Annotated in this window: 17 protein-coding genes; 9 read left to right on the top strand and 8 right to left on the bottom strand. The window is 64.8% G+C overall.

The annotated features are described in order from the left end of the window. Positions 1 to 8: 8 nt before the first annotated feature. The 3 genes from E1742_RS19565 to nhaR form a co-directional block, all read right to left on the bottom strand. Complete coding sequence (locus E1742_RS19565; RefSeq protein ID WP_134386839.1) at positions 9 to 1154, bottom strand: branched-chain amino acid ABC transporter substrate-binding protein; 1146 nt, start codon at positions 1152 to 1154, stop codon at positions 9 to 11. A 252-nt stretch (positions 1155 to 1406) separates the two neighbouring features. Further along, entirely contained in the window at positions 1407 to 1616 is a 210-nt protein-coding gene (locus E1742_RS19560) for a hypervirulence associated TUDOR domain-containing protein (RefSeq protein ID WP_134386838.1), read from the bottom strand. Positions 1617 to 1736: 120 nt separating this feature from the next. Then, complete coding sequence (nhaR, locus tag E1742_RS19555) at positions 1737 to 2633, bottom strand: transcriptional activator NhaR (RefSeq protein WP_134386837.1); 897 nt, start codon at positions 2631 to 2633, stop codon at positions 1737 to 1739. 167 nt (positions 2634 to 2800) lie between these two features. Here nhaR and E1742_RS26885 point away from each other — a divergent pair, with 167 nt between their 5' ends. The 4 genes from E1742_RS26885 to E1742_RS19535 all read left to right on the top strand — a co-directional run bounded on the left by E1742_RS26885 (position 2801) and on the right by E1742_RS19535 (position 5510). Next, positions 2801 to 3544: a PEP-CTERM sorting domain-containing protein gene (locus tag E1742_RS26885; RefSeq protein WP_229466115.1), complete on the top strand. Its 744-nt coding sequence runs from the start codon at positions 2801 to 2803 to the stop codon at positions 3542 to 3544. A 194-nt stretch (positions 3545 to 3738) separates the two neighbouring features. After that, positions 3739 to 4101, top strand: a complete 363-nt coding sequence (locus tag E1742_RS19545; RefSeq protein ID WP_206076694.1) for an HPF/RaiA family ribosome-associated protein — start codon at positions 3739 to 3741, stop codon at positions 4099 to 4101. Positions 4102 to 4123: 22 nt separating this feature from the next. Continuing rightward, on the top strand, positions 4124 to 5095 hold the full coding sequence (locus tag E1742_RS19540) for a TerC family protein (protein ID WP_189569180.1): 972 nt from the start codon (positions 4124 to 4126) through the stop codon (positions 5093 to 5095). 22 nt (positions 5096 to 5117) lie between these two features. Further along, complete coding sequence (locus E1742_RS19535) at positions 5118 to 5510, top strand: TerB family tellurite resistance protein (RefSeq protein ID WP_134386836.1); 393 nt, start codon at positions 5118 to 5120, stop codon at positions 5508 to 5510. 26 nt (positions 5511 to 5536) lie between these two features. Here the strand turns inward: E1742_RS19535 and E1742_RS19530 are convergent, their stop codons facing one another. Beyond that, the gene (locus E1742_RS19530; RefSeq protein ID WP_134386835.1) at positions 5537 to 6481 is read right to left on the bottom strand and encodes a MerR family transcriptional regulator; all 945 of its coding nucleotides are present in this window, start codon (positions 6479 to 6481) and stop codon (positions 5537 to 5539) included. A 146-nt stretch (positions 6482 to 6627) separates the two neighbouring features. Beyond that, a complete protein-coding gene (locus E1742_RS19525) occupies positions 6628 to 7164 on the bottom strand; it encodes a DUF2058 domain-containing protein (protein WP_134386834.1) in 537 nt (178 codons plus the stop codon). 165 nt (positions 7165 to 7329) lie between these two features. On the opposite strand from E1742_RS19525, the gene E1742_RS19520 reads away from it, so the two are divergent. Together E1742_RS19520 and E1742_RS19515 are read left to right on the top strand one after the other, a co-directional pair. Continuing rightward, positions 7330 to 8985, top strand: coding sequence for a M28 family metallopeptidase (locus E1742_RS19520; protein ID WP_134386833.1), 1656 nt, complete (start codon positions 7330 to 7332; stop codon positions 8983 to 8985). A 353-nt stretch (positions 8986 to 9338) separates the two neighbouring features. Continuing rightward, the gene (locus E1742_RS19515) at positions 9339 to 10520 is read left to right on the top strand and encodes a GGDEF domain-containing protein (RefSeq protein ID WP_134386832.1); all 1182 of its coding nucleotides are present in this window, start codon (positions 9339 to 9341) and stop codon (positions 10518 to 10520) included. A 7-nt stretch (positions 10521 to 10527) separates the two neighbouring features. On the opposite strand, the gene E1742_RS19510 is transcribed toward E1742_RS19515, so the two are convergent. After that, positions 10528 to 11058: a DUF805 domain-containing protein gene (locus tag E1742_RS19510; RefSeq protein ID WP_134386831.1), complete on the bottom strand. Its 531-nt coding sequence runs from the start codon at positions 11056 to 11058 to the stop codon at positions 10528 to 10530. A 357-nt stretch (positions 11059 to 11415) separates the two neighbouring features. Here E1742_RS19510 and E1742_RS19505 point away from each other — a divergent pair, with 357 nt between their 5' ends. The 3 genes from E1742_RS19505 (at position 11416) to E1742_RS19495 (ending at position 16125) form a co-directional block, all read left to right on the top strand. Further along, entirely contained in the window at positions 11416 to 13716 is a 2301-nt protein-coding gene (locus tag E1742_RS19505; RefSeq protein WP_229466113.1) for a putative bifunctional diguanylate cyclase/phosphodiesterase, read from the top strand. A 222-nt stretch (positions 13717 to 13938) separates the two neighbouring features. Continuing rightward, on the top strand, positions 13939 to 14811 hold the full coding sequence (locus E1742_RS19500; RefSeq protein ID WP_134386829.1) for a hypothetical protein: 873 nt from the start codon (positions 13939 to 13941) through the stop codon (positions 14809 to 14811). A 9-nt stretch (positions 14812 to 14820) separates the two neighbouring features. After that, on the top strand, positions 14821 to 16125 hold the full coding sequence (locus E1742_RS19495; protein WP_134386828.1) for a DUF4785 domain-containing protein: 1305 nt from the start codon (positions 14821 to 14823) through the stop codon (positions 16123 to 16125). Between the two features lie 46 nt (positions 16126 to 16171). Here the strand turns inward: E1742_RS19495 and E1742_RS19490 are convergent, their stop codons facing one another. Both E1742_RS19490 and E1742_RS19485 read right to left on the bottom strand, forming a co-directional pair. Further along, positions 16172 to 17470 carry a hypothetical protein gene (locus E1742_RS19490; RefSeq protein WP_134386827.1) on the bottom strand — a complete coding sequence of 433 codons (1299 nt, stop codon included), beginning with the start codon at positions 17468 to 17470 and terminating at the stop codon, positions 16172 to 16174. 16 nt (positions 17471 to 17486) lie between these two features. Beyond that, positions 17487 to 18575: a mechanosensitive ion channel family protein gene (locus tag E1742_RS19485; RefSeq protein ID WP_134386826.1), complete on the bottom strand. Its 1089-nt coding sequence runs from the start codon at positions 18573 to 18575 to the stop codon at positions 17487 to 17489. Between the last annotated feature and the right edge of the window lie 17 nt (positions 18576 to 18592).

The raw sequence follows: 18592 nt of genomic DNA, 5'->3' as shown, positions 1-18592 counted from the left end.
CGCCCCTGTCAGTTGGCCCGCACCACCTGCAGCCTGGTCTTTTTCCCCTGGCGATACGTGAACAGCGTCAGCGCCGCGTCGCGCAGGTCGCCCTTGCCGTCGAAGGCGATGGAACCGGTGATGCCCTGGTACTTCACCTTTGCCAGCGCGGGCAGGAACCTCGCCGGCTCGGCCGAGCCGGCCTGCTGCATTGCCGTGGCCAACACCATCACAGAATCGTAGGCATACGGTGCGTAACTCTGCACGTCCAGCTTGTAGCGTTGCCGATAGCGTTGCGTGAACGCGTCGTGCGTGGCCTCCTGCGGACCGTCGATGCCGCCGGCAACCACGCAGACCACCTTGTCGTCGCCCAATGCGTCGCCCGCCAGCAGCGGCAGCCGTTCGGAGCAGATGCCGTCGCCGGACACCAGCCGGGCATCGATCCCCAGGGCCTTCATCTGCTTGAGCATCGGCCCGGCCACCGCTTCCATGCCGCCGTAAAAAATCACGTCCGGCTTGCGGGCCCGGATCTGCGTCAGGATCGCATTGAAGTCGGTCGCCTTGTCGTTGGTGAACTGGCGGCTGACGATGGTCGCGCCCCCCTTGGCCTTGATGCCCTTGACGAATTCATCGGCCAGGCCCTGGCCGAAGGCCGTGCGGTCGTCGATAACGGCGATCTTTGTCGCCTTCATCGTGGCGATCGTGTACGTGGCCAGGGCGCGGCCGATCAGGTTGTCGTTGGCGACGACGCGGAATGCCGTCCTGAAACCCTGGCTCGTGTACAGGGGCGTGGTGGCGGCCGGAGAAATCTGCGGGATGCCGGCGGTAGCGTAGATTTTCGAGGCAGGCACCGTGGTGCCGGAGTTCAGGTGGCCGACAACACCCGCCACTTTCGCATCCACCAGCTTCTGCGCGACAGCAGTGCCGGTTTTCGGGTCGCCGCCGTCGTCCTCGGGCATCAGCGCGAATTTCACCTTCGTGCCTTTGATGACGATGCCTTTGGCATTGAGATCGTCAACGGCCATGCGCGCGCCGTTCTCGATGTCCTTGCCCTGGTGGGCGCCGGGGCCGGACAGCGGCGACGCGGTACCGATCCGGATGACCGTCTGCGCGTGAAGCGAAGAACCGGCGAAAGCAAGGGCAAGTGCAAGAGTGGTCGGCGCGCTGCGGTGCATCGTCGTTGTCCCTAGAAGTGAGAGAGGTGAATGTAAAACGCCACCGCAAGGGTGGCGTCTCGTCATGCGCGCCACGGCGCAGTATCAATTAAAGAACAGGTACAGCAGAACCAGGACAATGCCGGGCACACCCAGGATCCACGCCAGAAAATATTTACCCATGATCGCTCTCCTCTAGTGATGTTGTTTTGACACCTCCAGAATGCCGCAGGCGGATCCTGCTGTCCGTACGCTACTGCACAGTTGCAAGCTTTATATTTTCTTCAGTGCATCAGGCTTGTGGGCCGCTTCGGCACCCGTCTTGTCGCTGACGACAAGATATTCGGGATTGTCCGGCGAGGCCGCCACCTCGTGCCCCTTGATCGTCGTGTGCGACGTGAGCTTCTTCTTGACCATGCCCTGCACGGCGCCCTGCGATGAATGCCACTCGACCTTGTCGCCAACCTTGAATGCCTGCGTCATGATGGGGTTCCCTGGAGTGAAAGACTGGTGCCTATTTGATCATAGAACGCTGTCCCATGGTACGAATATCCCCGTTCGCGCGCGGCTCGCCACCGGCTAATCGGTGGCTGCCCCCTGTTTTCAGGCCAACGTCTGGCGGGCGGCCTGGCTGATGGCCTGCGTTGCGGGATGCTTCAGGCGCCGCTCCGACGTGATGGCATAGACCTGCTCGCGCAGGCCCGGCACCGTACCGATCATGACCACGCCGTACTGCGCGCAGATGTGCCGGGCGATGGCGGACTGCGCGAAAAAAAGCCCCGTGCCTGCCTGGCCGAATGCCTTGATCATGGCACTGTCGTCGAATTCGCCGACGACATGCAGCCGCGGCACGTTGTCGTGCAGCCAGCGCATCAGCCGTGCGTGCAGGGCGAAATCCTCGCCGGGAAGCAGCAGCGGTGCATGGTTCAGGCAGTCGGGGAACGGACCCTCCAGCGTGGCGGCCAGCGCCGGCGCCGCAAACACGCCCAGCTCGCTCTCGCCCAGCAAGTGGCTGTAGCCGCGCACGCTCAGGTGGCTGGGCATGGGGCGGTCGGCAATGATCATGTCCAGTTTATGGATCGCCAGGTCCGCCAGCAGCGCGGCCAGCCGGCCCTCGCGGCAGACCAGGCGGATCGGTTCGTCGAGCGTCAGTGCGGGCGCCACCAGCCGGCACGCGACCGTTTTCGAAACGGAGTCCGACACGCCGACGCGAAACGGCGTAGCACTGGCGGCCGACTGGTCGCGCACCACGTCCATCAGCGCGTCCCCCGCGCTGAAGATGTCTTCGGCGTGGCGCAGGATGCGCTGGCCGGTTTCCGTCAGTTCCAGGCGCCGTCCCACGCGGCGGAACAGCTGCACGCCCAGCGTATCCGCGAATTCGGTCAACTGGCCCGAGATCGACTGCGGCGTCAGGTGCAGCTGCGTCGCCGCCTTGGCGATGCTGCCGGAGCGCGCCACCATCCAGAAGTAGCGCAGATGCTTGTAGTTCAGTGTGGCCATGCGTTTGCAGATTTTTTCGATGGATCAAGGAGCCATGTTCGCATAACTCGAGGCTCTGCGGGGCGTCCGCTGACGACTTGAAATAAACGGCCGTTCGTGACAATCGGTGATGATTTGCACTGGCTTTTACTGCTACGCTTGGCATCCCTCAACTTGTCAAAAAAATCATGAAAAAACTTCTCACGACCCTTCTGATTGGCGGCCTGCTGACAGTCGGCAGTGCCGCCCGCGCGGCAACCACGATCGACTCATCGTCCTTCAGCCTGACCTGGCTCACCGGTGTGTCCACTGGCGGCAATTTCAACATGAAGCTGCTATCCGATACAGACGGCAGGACCCAGATCGGTCTGTCCCTGGGATTGCAGAGCTATAGCGTCGAGAGTGACGGACCTAGCGGATCCGCTAACAGCGACACTGCCTTCCATCAGCTGGCCGGGTCCGTGCGGCAGGGCTACCGCATCACGTCAATGACGTTCAGCGCTGTTGCCAACGGCACCCTGTATCGTGAGATGCCAACGTGGCCCTGCGTCTATGAGCCAGGGGAGGCGACCAATAATGCCTCCATGGACATGGCCCTGACACAGGGCGGAGAGCGAACGGAATTCGGCGGCACCCGCGTGCACGACGTGATCGGCCAGCAGGCCATGACGGCCAACGCAGGCGTGCCAGTGGACGGTGATTTTCTCCTCGATCTGTCCACGCGCAGTGGCGCATGGGCATTTGGAACCGAAACTATAACTTACTCGGATGACTGGCAGTACATTTACTGGCTGGACTCCACTGCTTCGATCGGCGTGACGGATTACTTGCTGACCGTCCAGGTGGCCCCGGTACCGGAGCCGTCCACCTATGCGATGTTGCTGGCAGGGCTGGGCGTGGCTGGCTGGGCAGCGCGACGCCGGAAGGCCTGATAATCAATACGCGCTGACGGCGCCAGCCTGCCGCCAGCGCGTCCGCAATATCCCCCTGCCCCGCGCATGCGGCCTGGCGGGCCTGCCACAAGGCCCCTCCATACCTCCAATTTCCCGATGATTTAAGTAACTATATTCGAATTGCACGAATCGACAATCGTCCCTACCATGATGTTTCCATTACCAAGGAGGACATGATGGCTATGCAGATCGACATCCAATCGAACGGACTGGTGCTGACGGACAACCTGCGGGCGTATGTGAAACGGCGGCTGCAGTTCGCCCTCGGCTGGACGCTCACGCGCCGGCTGGTGGTCTGGCTGTCCGACATCAACGGCCCGCGTGGCGGCCGCGACAAGCGCTGCAAGATCCAGGTCAGCCTGCCGAACGGCCGCAAGACGGTGCTGATCGAGGACACCGAAGAGGATCTGTACGCCGCCATCGACCGCGCCGCCGAACGGGCCGACCGCGCCGTCTCGCGCCAGCTGGCCCGCCGCCGCGGCTTCACGCACGAGAAGCTCGTGACGGCGGCGCCGGAACGCGATAACGAGCGCTGACCCATAACGCGGAGATGAAACGATGAACGGTATCGAAAACATCGCCAGCGCGCCCATGTGGGCTGGCTTCGTCGCCTTCGTGCTGGTAATGCTGGCGCTGGACCTGTGGGTCTTCGGCGGCAACAAGGCGCACAAGGTGTCCGTGCGCGAAGCAGGCGCATGGTCGCTGGGCTGGTTCACGCTGGCGCTGCTGTTCAACGGCGGCCTGTGGTGGTACCTGCACGGCACCGTGGGTCCCGAGATCGCCGAGCGCAAGGCGCTCGAGTTCCTGTCGGGCTACCTGATCGAGAAGGCGCTGTCGGTCGATAACGTGTTCATCTTCCTGCTGATCTTCTCCGCGTTCCAGGTACGGCCCGAGTACCAGCGCCGCGTGCTGATCTACGGTGTGCTGGGTGCCATCGTCATGCGCGCCGTGATGATCCTGGCCGGCGCATGGGTCGTGAGCGAATTCTCGTGGGTGCTGTACCTGTTCGGCGCATTCCTGCTGTTCACAGGCGTGCGGATGATGTGGGCGGCCGACCATGAGCCGGACGTGCGCAACAACCCGGTGCTGCGACTGGCGCGCCGCGTGCTGCCGGTCGCCCCGGGCGACCATGGCGAGAAATTCTTCGTGCGCCATAACGGCGTTCGCCACGTGACGACGCTGTTCCTCGTGCTGGTACTGATCGAGGCGACGGACCTCGTGTTCGCGGTCGACTCGATTCCGGCGATCTTCGCGATCACGTCGGACCCGTTCATCGTGTTCACGTCGAACCTGTTCGCGATCCTGGGCTTGCGGGCACTGTACTTCCTGCTGGCCGATATCGCCGACCGCTTCCACCTGCTGAAGTATGGCCTGGCGCTGGTGCTGTGCTTTATCGGCGCGAAGATGCTGCTGCTGCCGTGGATCCACCTGCCAGTCCACGTTTCGCTGGCGGTCGTGGCCACCCTGATTGCCGGCAGCGTCGTTGCCAGCCTGTATGTGACCCGCAATGCCACCCGTAACAAATCTTGATGACTTTTCAAAGGAGTTTTAAATGCGTACCTACCCTACCGACAGCCCCAGCGCTGCCGCCCGTATCCTTGCCCTGTCGATGATTGTCGACGGCGACCTGGCCGCAGCCGAATTGCGCGCACTGGCGCACTCCAAGGTCCTGGATCTTATCGAGATCGACACCGACACGTTCCACGACCTGCTGGGCGAACTGTGCGAGGACTTGCTGATCGATGCGTCCGGCCGCCGCAACGTGGAGCTGGAGCCTGAGCTGCTCGACGCCGTGCTGGACGAGATCCGCGATCCGGCGCTGCGCCGCAAGCTGCTGCAGGCAATGTCGAAGATCGCCGATGCGGATGGGGTGCTGGCCGATGCCGAAGCGACGCTGCTGGCGCATGCCGCCGCGGCGTGGAGCGGGGAGCGGCTGGCCGCTTGACGGGCTGACCGGGGCCAGCCCCGGCTTTATGGCGGAGGCAGCGGCAGCCCTTCCGCCAGCGCCAGGCGTTCCATCGCATTTTCCAGCAGCGCGCGGGCACGGGCGGCGGCAAGTTCGAGGTCGCGGTGCAGCTGGGCGTCCGCCGTGCTTTCGGCCGCGCAGCGGGCGCTGTAGCGTTCGAACGAGCCGACCATCAGCAGCAGGTCGGCCAGGTGGCGCGGGCATTCGCACGTGATACGGTTGCCGGCGGAAGTGATCGTGGCCAGCGCGCGCTCGTCGAAACGCGGCGGCGCCACCGGCGTGGGACGTTCGGACAACGCCACCTGCTGGCCCGACAGCGCCGCACGGCACAGCAGCGCCAGTTCGCCCATCTCGGCGGGCACGCGGGCGACGAGGCAACCTTGCGCGCGCAGCTCGCGGATCGTCGCGCTGGCGCAGAAGCGGTACAGCACGACGACGGCGCCTACGTCGGCCTGCCGCCGCGCCGCGGCGATCTGCGGCACGGCCGCTACTTCCAGTTCGGACAACTCGACCAGCAAAACATCCGCATTCACGCCGGCCAGCAGCGCCGCGTCGTCCAGGCGCGCGCAATGCCGCAGCACGTTCAGGCCGGGCAGATGGCCGGACGCGGCGATGCGCCGGCCCAGGCTTTCGCCGATGACCGCCACCCGCACGGGCTGCGCGCCGTCCAGCACCGCGCGTACGCCCGTCAGTTCTTCCAGCCGCTCGACGGGCAAGGCCGTCAGCGTGCCGATCGGATGCCCTTGGTCGACCAGCTGTTTCAGCAGCGCCAGCCGGCGCACCTGTTCGGCCGTGTACAGGCGTTGCCCGTGTTCCGAGCGCTTTGTGTTGGACAGGCCGTAGCGACGCTCCCACACCCGCAGCGTCTCCACGCTCAGGCCCGCCAGCCGTGCCGCGACACCGCTGCGGTAAGCCAACGGGGCGCGTTGTTCGAATGCCACAGTCGTCATTTCGCTCATTTTGAACCGCCGTTGTACCAGTCAAGGCTCCAATACTACCGCATTCGTCCAGGACAAAACGCACGATTGAACCGATTTGAGGTCCGTCTCAGTCGAAAAAAAGCCGCCCGAAGGCGGCTTGCGTTCGACAAACGCTCTCACCACATCAGATCGTCAGGGATCTGGTACGCGGCATACGGATCGTCCGGGTCGGTCTCCGTTGTCACCTTGTTGACCCGCACGACGAGTGCCGGATCGCGCTCGGCGATCTTGTCGGCGATGACCCGGGGCACCAGTTCCGTCGTATCGCCCAGCCGGACGATGACGAGGCGTCCCGCCACCAGGTGCTCGCGCACGGCGCTTGAAACATGGATGCGCTCGATCTTGTTGGCAAACGTGAAGTTGTAGGCGATGTCGCCGTTGCCCTTGCTCTGCTTGTTCTTCTGCACCATTTGCACGATCTGCGCCATGATGGCCTTCTGCGCGGCCGCAGCGTCGCGCTGGGCATTCAGTTCGCGCGCGCGCTCGGCGTTCTTGCGCTGGATTTCCTGCGCGGCCAGGCGCGCCTCGTCGACACTTTGCGTGCCCGTGCGGCGCTCCGTTTTTACCTGCTTGCTCTTGTCCTGGTTGACCTGTTTGACCTTCTTCTTGTCGACCAGACCTGCCTTGAGTAACTGCTCCTGCAACGAGACCATCTGCCGCTCCGTAATGACGTCGGGCCGGCAAGGCGCCGGCCAAAGCCGCCAGCATAGCAAATGCCCGGGCGCGGCTGCGGGAATCTTTGACCTCGGCGCGCAGAAAGAAGATACTTTGCAACGTTGCATTCCCGAGTTCACATTTTTGCACCAAGGAGATCGTCAGTGAAGAAAGTCTTGCTCGTCACCCTGCTGGCCGCCGCGTTTGCGGCGCAGGCCCAAACCAGCTCCGCCCCGCAGTTCGAGCCGCAGCGCCTGTCGCAGCATGTCAAGGTCCTGTCGTCCGATGCGTTCGAGGGCCGCGGGCCGAACACCGCCGGCGAAACGAAGACCGTCGACTACCTGGTCGAACAGTTCAAGGCTGCCGGCCTGCAGCCGGGTGGCGACCTGGTCAACGGCAAGCGCAGCTGGACGCAGGACGTGCCACTGGGCCGCTTCGAGATCAAGGGCCCGGTGACGCTGACGCTGTCCGACGGTAAAAAGAAGCAACGCTTCACGCAGGGCGAACAGATCGCCGTGCGCGCGGCGATGAACGGCGAGAAAGTCGTCGACTTCAAGAACGCCCCGCTGGTGTTCGTTGGCTACGGCACCACGGCGCCGGAACGCAAGTGGGACGACTTCAAGGACGTCGACCTGAAAGGCAAGCTGGCCGTGGTCCTGATCAACGATGCCGACTTCGAAACGGGCAACGGCGAATTCGGCGGCAAGGCCATGACCTACTACGGCCGCTGGACCTATAAATATGAAGAGATGGCGCGCCGCGGCGCGCTGGGCACGCTGATCGTGCACGAAACGGCGCCCGCTTCCTATGGCTGGGCCACGGTGAAGAACTCCAACACGAACGTCATGTACGACATCGTGCGCAAGGCGCCGCGCGAGGCGCATGCACCGATGGAGGCGTGGATCCAGCGCGACACCACCGTCGACCTGTTCAAACGGGCCGGCCTCGATTTCGACGCCCTCAAGAAGCAGGCGCAGAGCCGCGATTTCAAGCCTGTGCCGCTGAAGGGCATAACGCTGTCGGCCCATTACGCCGTCGATGCGCAGGTGATCAAGTCGAAGAACGTGGCCGCGCGCATCGAAGGCAGCGCGCGTCCGGACGAAACCGTTATCTACAGCGGCCATTGGGATCACCTTGGCGTCGGCCTGCCCGATGCCAAGGGCGACAAGATCTATAACGGCGCCGTGGACAACGGCACCGGCATTGCCGCCCTGCTGGAACTTGCGCGCGCGTACGGGAAGGCGCCGGCACCGAAGCGCAGTGTGGCCTTCCTGGCCGTGACGGCGGAAGAAAAAGGCCTGCTGGGCTCCGAATACTATGCCGCGAACCCGCTGTATCCGCTGGAGAAGACGGTCGGCGTGATCAATATGGATGCCCTCAGCCCTTACGGTCCCGCGCGCAATTTCACGATTTCCGGCAGCGCGAAACTGGACCTGCTCGATCAGCTGATCGCCAAGGCCAAGGGCTATAACATGACGTACTCGCCCGATCCGAAGCCGGAAGCGGGACACTTCTTCCGCTCCGACCACTTCCCGTTCGCCAAGCGCGGCGTACCGGCGATTTCGTTCGGCTCCGGCGAGGACCTGGTCGACGGCGGCACCGGCGCAGGCGCGAAGGCCGAAGAGGCATACGTAACGAACAATTACCACCAGCCTTCCGACGAGTGGAGCGCCCAATGGCCGTTCACGGGCATGGCGCGCGATCTGGGCATGCTGTACAGCCTGGGCCGCGACCTGGCCGACGGCGGGGCCTGGCCGAACTGGTCGCAGGATGCCGAGTTCCGCGCCGTGCGTGACCAGTCGGCTGCCGCGCGCAAGTAACCCGGAAGCGGCGCCCACCGCCCCCAAAACCGGTGACAGGCTCCGATTTACTAAAACCGGTGACAGGCTCCGATTTAAAACCGGTGACAGGCTCCGATTTAAAACCGGTGACAGGCTCCGATTTTCACGCTGTGAAAATCGGAGCCTGTCACCGGTTTTTTCTTTGCATGACGCGTGATCATGCTCGTTGCGTGCATGTTTAATTCCTCATTGCAACACTTGTCGCGTTAGCACTTCACATTTCGCGGTTTTGCGCCCGCTTCGTTACCAAAAGTGACAATGTGAGAGGATTGTACTGATTTACCCGTCGTATACTCGAAGGCTTTCTAGCGCAGTCTTATCACAGGAAACCCATGGACGCCTTTACGCTGATCGTCGCTTCGGGCCTGGCGGCGACGATCATGGCGGCGGCGATGCTGATGCTGTACCGCGCCAGCTCGCGGGCGGCGGGACTGCTGGACTGGTCGATGGCCGGTGCGTTCTTCGTGGCGTCCAATCTCGTCGCCTTCAGCGCGGCCCTGGCCGGCGTGCACGATGTGCGCATTGCCGCCATCGGCAATGCGCTGTACATTGCCGGGCACTTCGGCATCGTCGCCGGCCTGCGACGGCACCTTGGCCTGCCGCCACGCTACTGGCTGCTGGTCGTGCTCGTGGTGAGCGTCCTGCTGCTGCACCAGAGCGCGTTTGCCGCGCAATCCGTCGCCAACCGGCTGTTGCTGTTCACGCCCATCATCGTTTCCATCAACGCCTGCGCCGTGTGGCCGCTGTGGCGCCTGCCGCGCGACAGCGCCCGCGCGGCCTATATGCCGCTGATGGTGCTGGAGCTGCTGTTCATGACGCAGATGATCGTGCGGGCCTGCTACATCGCCTTCCACCGCACGACCAATCTCACCTTCCTGGGCAGTCAGGCACTGCAGACCCTTGGCTCGCTGTCGGTGTTCGTGTTCCTGATGGTGGCAGGCATGTGCTGCGCGCTGATCGTCATCCGCGAGCAGGAGCTGGCGCTGCGCAAGGCATCGCTGACGGACAGCCTGACGGGATGGCTGAACCGGCGCGCGCTGCATGACATCGCCGACCGGGAATTCAGCCGCGCGCTACGCACGCAGCAGCCGATGGCGTTCATCACCTTCGACATCGATCATTTCAAATCGATCAACGACCGCCACGGCCACAGCACGGGCGACCTGGCGATCCGGCACGTGACGGTGCTGGCCGCGCAGGCGCTGCGCGGCTACGACGCGCTGTTCCGCCTGGGCGGCGAGGAATTCGCCGTGCTGATCGCCGGCAGCAACGACGACGCGTCGCTGTGCATTGCCGAGCGGGTGCGCGACCTGATCGCACGCACGCCGCTGCACGTGGACGGCAAGACCATTCCGATGACGGTCAGCATCGGCCTGGCATGCTGTAGAGCGGACGACGCCAGCTGGGAAGACGCGCTGCGCCGCGCCGACCTTGCCCTGTACCGCAGCAAGCAGATGGGCCGCAACCGCGTCACGCGCGCGGAAACGCTGGGGCGGGACAGCGCCGCGGCTTGAGCGCGCCTCAGAACGTCTGGCTGCGCGACGGCGTCGCCCTGTCGACGTAGGTGCGGTATGCATCGACGCCCGAATACAGCATCACGCCCACAAACAGCACGGGACCGATGCAGGCCAACACAATCGCGCCTCGGCTGTTCGGCGCAGGCGGCGGGCCATAGGCATTGGCGCCGTCATCACCCTTGCCGAATACGAGCCAGGCCGTGGCAATGAAATTGAGCAGCGGTACCAGCAGCAGCAAGCCCCACCAGCCGGTCCTGCCCATGTCGTTCAGGCGGCGCCGGGCCAGGATCAAGGTCAGTGCCAGGACCAGCGAGCCCACGACGATCTGCACCATCGCACCGCTGACCTGTTCGGACGCGCCTGTCGTACCCACCACGCCGCCGAGCATGGCTGCCGCCAGCATCACCAGGAACATGCCTACAAAGCCGTACGCCAGATAGCGCACCCGGCCGATGCGCCCGGACGCGGCGAATGGCCTTGGCTGACTGAAAGCGGCGCCGACAACGGGCGTCTCAGCTGGCTGGGAATCGATCAAGTTACCTCCGGCACAATGGTTGAAAGTTGAGCCCCATCGTACCGGAAAGTCCGTTCGTCAGCCGTACGCCCGGGACGCGGCAAGACGGTAGTACAGATAGTTGCCAGAAATCGGAACTGTCCCCGTTTTTTGGCAATATTGCCGGACTGACTCCGTGTACGTGGCGGCGGCGCCAATAAATGCCCGTGATGTGTTTCCAAAGGCAACATTCCCGCACTACTGGCCACGGCAGCCGTCGGCGCCCAGCAACAGGGGTGTGGAAATTGATGACTTATTGGGCAAAACGACGTACCATATTTCCACTTCGTAATATCTCTTGCATTTCTGCACTCCCCTCCCCGGCCTGAAGGCAGCATCGTGGCATTCGACGATATGGCGCATTGGCGCACCCAGATCTTCTCTCAGTTGCTGTCCATCGTGACCGCCCTGGGAATCGTCGCGGCCGTACCCAGCATGGCGCTGGCGCTGCATGACGGCCTGTGGTCCATCATTGCGATCGACATCGTCGCGCTGACCTGGCTGCTGGCCCTCTGGCGGGCGAAATGCCTCTCCTACAACGTGCGCGTGCTGAACCTGCTGGCGATGCTGTACTTCGTCGGCGTCAGCATGATGCTGACGGTCGGTCCCATCAGCCAGGGCTATCTGCTGGCGCCGCCCGTGCTCGGTGCGGTGCTGCTTGGCCTGCGGCCTGCGCTCGGTGCGCTGGCACTGGCTTCCGTGACGATGCTGGTGCTGAGCCTGACCGGCTACGCGCGGCTGTACGTAACAGGCCGGCCCGAGTATGCGCTGGTGCCGTCGCTGGTCATTACGCTCAATTTCGTCTGCGTCGGCCTGCTGCTGACGATCACGTCCAGCACGCTGCTGCAACGTCTGGCCCGCTCGCTGGGCGACCTGCGCGGCCAGACGCAGTCGCTGCAGGAGAACCGCGACAAGCTGGCAGCCGTCAACGCCGAACTGCGCCTGACGTCCGCAGCAGTCGCGCGCCTGAACGAAATGGTCATGATCGCCGAGGCCGTTCCCGGCACCGCCGCCGAACAGCCGATCACCTTCGTCAACGATGCCTTCCTGCGCCGCACCGGCTACCGGCGCGAAGAGCTGATGGGCCAGAGCATGCGCATGCTGCACGGCCCTCTCACCGATGCCCTTGAAGTCGAGCGCGTGGTGGCGGCGATGCACCGCACGGAAGCCGTGACGGCCGAACTGATGAACTACACGAAGTCCGGCGAACCGTACCTAGTGGAGATGGAAATGGTGCCGTTCGCCGACGAAGGCGGCGTCAATACGCACTGGGTCGTCGTCGGTCGCGACATCACGGAACGCAAGCGCGCCGCCGATGCGATCCATAACCTGGCGTTCTACGATGTCCTGACAGGCCTGCCGAACCGGCGCCTGCTGATGGACCGGCTCGAACGCATGCTGGCCGCCGCCCAGCGCGAGCAGCGCTATGGTGCCGTGATCTTCATCGATCTCGATCACTTCAAGTTCATCAACGACGCGCGCGGCCATGCCACCGGCGACTCGATGCTGCGCAAGGCCGCGCAGCGCCTGACGCAACTAGTCCGCTCGGACGACACCGTGGCGCGCCTTGGCGGCGACGAATTCGTCGTGCTGCTCCAGGACCTGGGCCGCGACGTCGATGCGGCCACGCGCGCCGCGCTGGCCATGGCCGAACGCATCCGCGACGCCATCGGCAAGACGTTCGACATCGACGGCCAGTCCTATACGTCGTCGGCCAGCGTCGGCGTGGCCGTGCTGCCCCGGGCCAACCAGACAGTGCACGACCTGCTGCGCGAGGCGGACATCGCCATGTACCGCGCCAAGGCCGACGGCCGCAACGGCGTGGCGCTGTTCGAATCGACGATGCGCGCCGAAGTCGAGCGCCGCCTGACGATGGAGCGCGACCTGTCGATGGCGCTGGAAAACGGCGAACTGCAGATGCACCTGCAGCTCCAGGTCAGCCGCGACAGCACGCCCGTCGGAGCCGAACTGCTGATGCGCTGGCGCCGTACGGACGGCACGAGCATTCCGCCGGACGTCTTCATTCCCGTGGCCGAAGCGACCGGCCAGATCGTGCCGCTGGGCCGCTGGGCGCTGCGTCAGGCATGCCTGTCCTGGTTGCGCCTGGAGGCCGAAGGACAGGCGATGCCGCTGTCGGTCAACGTCAGTCCGTCGCAGTTCCGCCAGCCCGATTTCGTGGCCGACGTGCGCGCCATCCTGCAGGAGACGGGTGCGCCGGCGACCCAGTTGATCTTCGAGGTGACGGAAGGTCTGCTGATCGAGAACCTGGACGACACGATCGAGCGCATGCACGAACTGGCGCGGCTGGGCATCCGCTTCTCGATCGACGATTTCGGCACCGGCTACTCCAACCTGGCCTACCTGAAACGCATGCCGCTGTATGAACTGAAGATCGACCGCAGCTTCATTCACGACATGCCGGGCGACGCCAACGGCACCGCCATCGTCCAGTCCATCATGGCGATGGCGGGCCACCTGGGACTGCGCGTCGTGGCCGAAGGCGTGGAAACGCAGGAACAGGCGACCTTCCTTGCCGAACATGGCAGCCCCGGCATGCAGGGCTATCTGTTTGCCCGTCCCATGCCGCTGGGCGATGTGATCACGCTGCTGAGCGCTGACACCAATACCGCCGCCGGCTGATCGCGCCCTGTCGATCCGTTTTTTGCCTGATCCGCGTTCGATTGAGCCAGCACAAAACCGGCTCGAACTGGCGGGTTTCATCAATACGCTGTCATGAACCAGCAATACGGCGCCTGTCGTGCGCCGTAGTCTCCCCGCAGGCGGCCTCAACCGCCTGCATCACCCTTCCCCGCACCACGCTGTTCCTTCACACATTGTTTCACCCTCATTGGAGACAGAGAGATGAATTCAAGCAAGTGGAAGATGTCCGGCTGCATCCTGGCCCTTGCCCTGGCCGCGGCACTGCCCGCGCAGGCGGGCAATACCGGCGTCGCCTTCGTGCACGGCACCGGCCACCAGACCGATGCCGCCACCGATTACTGGTCGCGCGAGATGATCGACTCCGTCCGCCAGGGCCTGCCGGACCCGTCGCGCTACGTGGTCGTCAACTGCGATTTCGACCAGTATATGTGGGCGGACGCCGCCGCCGGCTGCCTGGCCGGCCAGCTGCACGGCTTTATTGTCGCCCAGGACATCACGGACCTCGTCGTGGAGACCCACTCGAACGGCGGCAACATCATCCGCTGGATCATGTCGAACCCGACCCGGGACAGCCGCTTTCCCGCCATCATCCGCGCCATCCGCTGGGTCAACGCGCTGGCGCCATCGTCGCTGGGCACGCCGCTGGCGGACGCCGCCATCAATGGCAACGCGTTCGAATCGGCCGTGGGCTGGCTGCTGGGCTTCAAGTCGGATGCCGTGCGCCAGCAGCAGGTCAGCTGGATGGCCAACTACAACGCCACCATGTTGTACGGCACCGCTGGCCGCCCGGCCCTGCCAAAGCCCTTCCACAGCGTGGTCGGCACGGACGTCGACAGCTCGCCCTTCGACGGCGACAGCTGGTGCGGCGGCTACCCGGAAAACGTGGGGCTGGAAGTAACGCAGGGTTGGCTGAACAGCTGTTCGGACGGCTTCCTCGAGTGCACCAGCCAGTCCGGCGCGGGCACCCGCTGGTTCTACGACAAGGACCGCACCAGCGGCGGCGAGCCGCTGTCGCACAACCAGAGCCGGCGCAAGTGCTTCGGCCTGGACGTCATCCTGCGTAACGATATCTGAGGAGCCGCGATGAACCTGAAACTCACCGTACTGGCCACGCCGGGCGCCGTCGCGCTGTGCGTCACCGCATTGACGGCGCATGCCGAACTGCTGCCGCAGCGTGCGGGCGACCTGACGCCCTCCTTGCTCGCATCCGCCGGCGCTGCGAAGTCCGCACCCGTGGCGCGCGAACCGGTCTCGTTCAGCTGGAGCTCGCGCGCCGCCGTTGCAGCGCCGCAGCCGTTTGTCGCCACCAGCCGCGAGGCATACTTTACCGTCACCGGCGCCGAACTGGCGCAAGGTGTCGCCCTGCCGGTCACGGCGCCGCGCGCGCTCGTGCGCCTGCAACCCGTGGGCGAGGCGTCGATTCGCGAGAACGAGGCGATCCACCCTTCCGCACTGATCATCGTCGATGCGGCCGGACGCGAGCTGGCCGCGGGCGAAGGCATGGAAATGCTGGTATCGGCCGACCGCCTGGCCAGGGCCGACATCCCGTTCGCTTCCGGTACGTCGGCATTTCGCCTGAGCGCGGAAGTGGGCAGCGGCCCGCTGCGCATGCGCGCGCAGGGGCTGTCGGCAGCGCAGCGCTATCTCGTCAACGTGGTCGAGCCGGACAGCCCGCTGGCACTGACGATGCAGGCCGGGGCGCCCGCATATCTGCAGGGACAAAAGGTGACGGTGTTCGCGCAGCTGACAGACCAGGGCGCGGCAACGCCGGCGCGCATCGATGCCACGCTGATGTCGCCCGCGGGACGCAGCTATCGGCTGGTCTTCAAGGCCGACGGCGCGGGACGCATGGCCGCCACCGTGACGCCCGACGCGACGGATGCCGCCGCCCCCGGCTTGTGGGAAGTGCAGGCCAATGTGAAGGCAACGGTGCAGGGCCGGCAGGCATTGCGTTCGGCGCGCTTTGCCGTGCCGGTGGCGCTGCCGACAGCGAAGCTGACCCGCACCGCCGATCTCGCCGGCACGGGCAATGCGCTGACGGTCCGGCTGGGCGTGGAGGCGGCCAGCGCGGGCCGCTACGAGGTGCGCGGCGTATTGTATGGCACGATCAATGGCACGCTGCAGCCGCTCGGTGTCGGCAACGCCGCGCAGTGGCTGGAACCCGGCCAGGCCAGCATCGACCTGCCGTTCGACGCCGCGCTGCTGGCCGCCAGCAAGGGGCCGTACGAACTGCGCGACCTGCAGCTGCTGGACCAGGGCCGGCTGGCCGTGCTGCAGCGCCAGCAGCTGGCGTTGGCGATCGATGAGTCGGACGTGGCGAAGCTGGTGCCGACGCGCAGCGCGGTGGCGCTGCCATCGTCGGCCCGCATGAAGAAAACCGCGGACTAGAATCGTTTGTGGCAGGCACCCACGGCACGTGGGTGCCTGCCTGCCGTTAATCCCGCAGCCCGCTCGCCAGCCGAGGCGACGACAGCAACTCCCTGAACGCCGCCCACCGCTGCGCCCGCGCCTGCGCCGGATCGGTCGCCGTCACGCGCCGCTCGACCCACGCCTTGACGAGGTCCTTGCCCAGGTTGTAGTTGATCACGTAGCCGCGCAGGCCGTCATAGAACTGGACGCGCTGGCCCGCCTTTTCGGGCGGGTACAGGGCAACGTTGACAAGCCATTCGATCGCCTGCTCGCGCGTGAAGCGGCCTTCCAGGTAGTGCATGGCATTGTCGTTGTCCGCGTAGCTCAGTTGCGAGAGCAGTTTCATCAGCCGGCCGTAGCGCCCCGCCAGCGCCGGATCGAGCCCCGCCAGCGGGTACAGCACGTCGCGCTCGAACGCGACCCGTTCCTCGTCCGGGAAGGCGAGATCGATGCCATAGTTGGCGCTTCCCTCGGCCACCAGCGACATCGGCGAATACAGCGGATAGACGCTGAACTCGACCCAGTTGCGCTCCTTGACCAGCGCCTTTTCCAGCAGCGCGTTGTAGACATGGTGGCCCGGATAGCCTTCATGACAACCCAGGTCCACGGCGCGCTCGATATAGATCGGGAACTCGGTGTTGATCTGGATCAGGCTGTGAGCATCGCCCTTGTACCAGTTGTAGCCGGACCACGGTTTGCCCGTCACGAACTCGAGCACGAAGCTTTCGCTGGCCGGCAGGTCCATGTACTTCGCCGTGCGCGCGCGGCAAGCGGCGATGGCCGCATCCATCACAGGTTTCAGGCGCTCCTTCGGTATGGCGAAGCGGGCGCGGAACGCCTGCACCCGCTTAGGCAGCGGCTCCTTGCCTGGCACCAGCGCGTCCACCTGCTTGAGCAGCGCTTCGTAGTAGGCGCGGTCGTGATGCGGCGTGACGGCGTCGTACAGCAGCGCCGTCTCTTCGTCGAACGTGAATTTTTTACCGGCCAGCATATCGACCCGCGCCGTCATCGCGCGCAGCTGCTTTTGCAGGAATTCGATGCGCAGCGCCTCGTCGGCATTGCCGGCCTTATTGTTGGCCAGATCGGCGATGGCGGCCTGCGCATCGGCGCGAATGGCTGCCAATGGGCGCTGCTCGCGCACGGCCTGTTCCTGCAGCGCGGGCGGGCCGTAATAGGCGTCGACGTAATCCTTGTCGTGCTGCCCTACCGCCAGGACCAGCTTGCGGTAACGTTCCGCCACGTCCTGCACCGATGCCGCCATCGCGCCGCCCGCCAGCACGAGCGCGAGGCTGCCCGCGATCGCCTTCAACGCCAGTCTGTTCATCCCCGCTCCTGCCCGTTCATAGAGCGGGTGAGTTTAGAACAGGCGAGTCGTCCTGGCAATCGAAGGGATTGCGGATGACCATGCGCGCCGGGAAGGCCACTTCGATGCCGCGTTCCTTCAGCCCCCGGAGCACGGCCAGCAGGATCGACTGCTGCGTATCCATGAACACGAAATAGTCCGGGTTCTTGATCCAGTAGATTACCTCGTAGTTCAGCGACCACTCGCCCAGTTCGCGCAGGTGGGCGCGCTCGAACGAGGCCGTGTCCTCGTGCGCCAGGATGATGTCCTTGACCATGCCGGGAATCTCTTCGAGCTTGGCGGGGTCGGTGCTGTAGTGGACGCGCAGGAAGAACGCGGCACGGCGCGTGAACATGCGCGTCTGGTTGAGGATGCGCGCCTTCAGGATGTCGCCGTTGGCGAAGATCACCTGGTCGCCTCCCAGGCCGCGCAGCCGCGTTGTCTTCAGGCCGATATATTCGACGGTGCCCAGGAACTCGCCGACGATGATGAAGTCACCGACCACAAACGGCTTGTCCAGCACGATCGACAGCGACGCCAGCAGGTCGCCCAGGATGTTCTGCACGGCCAGAGCGACGGCGATACCGCCGATCCCCAGGCTGGCCACCAGCGTCGTGATGTTGAAGCCCAGGTTGTCGAGAACCATCAGCAGGAACACGACCCAGACGACAAGGCGCAGCAGGAAGTCGATGATGGCCGTCGACGCGGCGCTGGCCACGCTCTCGGTGCCCATCGCGGCCTGCCGGTAGCGGCCGCGCCACGTGCGCACGGCGGTGTCGGCCCAGATCGCGGCCTGGATCAGCATCGCCGAAACGGCCACGCGCCACAACCAGATCTCGTATTTGCGCGGGAACTCCAGCATCAGCGAACCGAGATACAGGGCGAAGATCAGGATGAAGACCGTGTACGTGGACTTGAGCAGGCGCAGGAACCAGTCGTCCACGCGCGTTTCGGTGCGTGCGGCGATCGCGGACAGCCGATGCACGAGAAGGTACCTGGCGACGTACATCAGCACCGCCGCGGCGATGGCCACTGCAATGGCCGTGCCCCACTCCTCGATCGAATTGCCCATGAAAACCAGACGCATGCGTTTCCTCCTCACCA

The sequence above is a fragment of the Pseudoduganella plicata genome (assembly GCF_004421005.1).
Lineage (GTDB): Bacteria > Pseudomonadota > Gammaproteobacteria > Burkholderiales > Burkholderiaceae_D > Rugamonas > Rugamonas plicata.
Note: the sequence above shows the minus strand (reverse complement) of the source record. Positions and strands in the feature narration are given on the sequence as shown.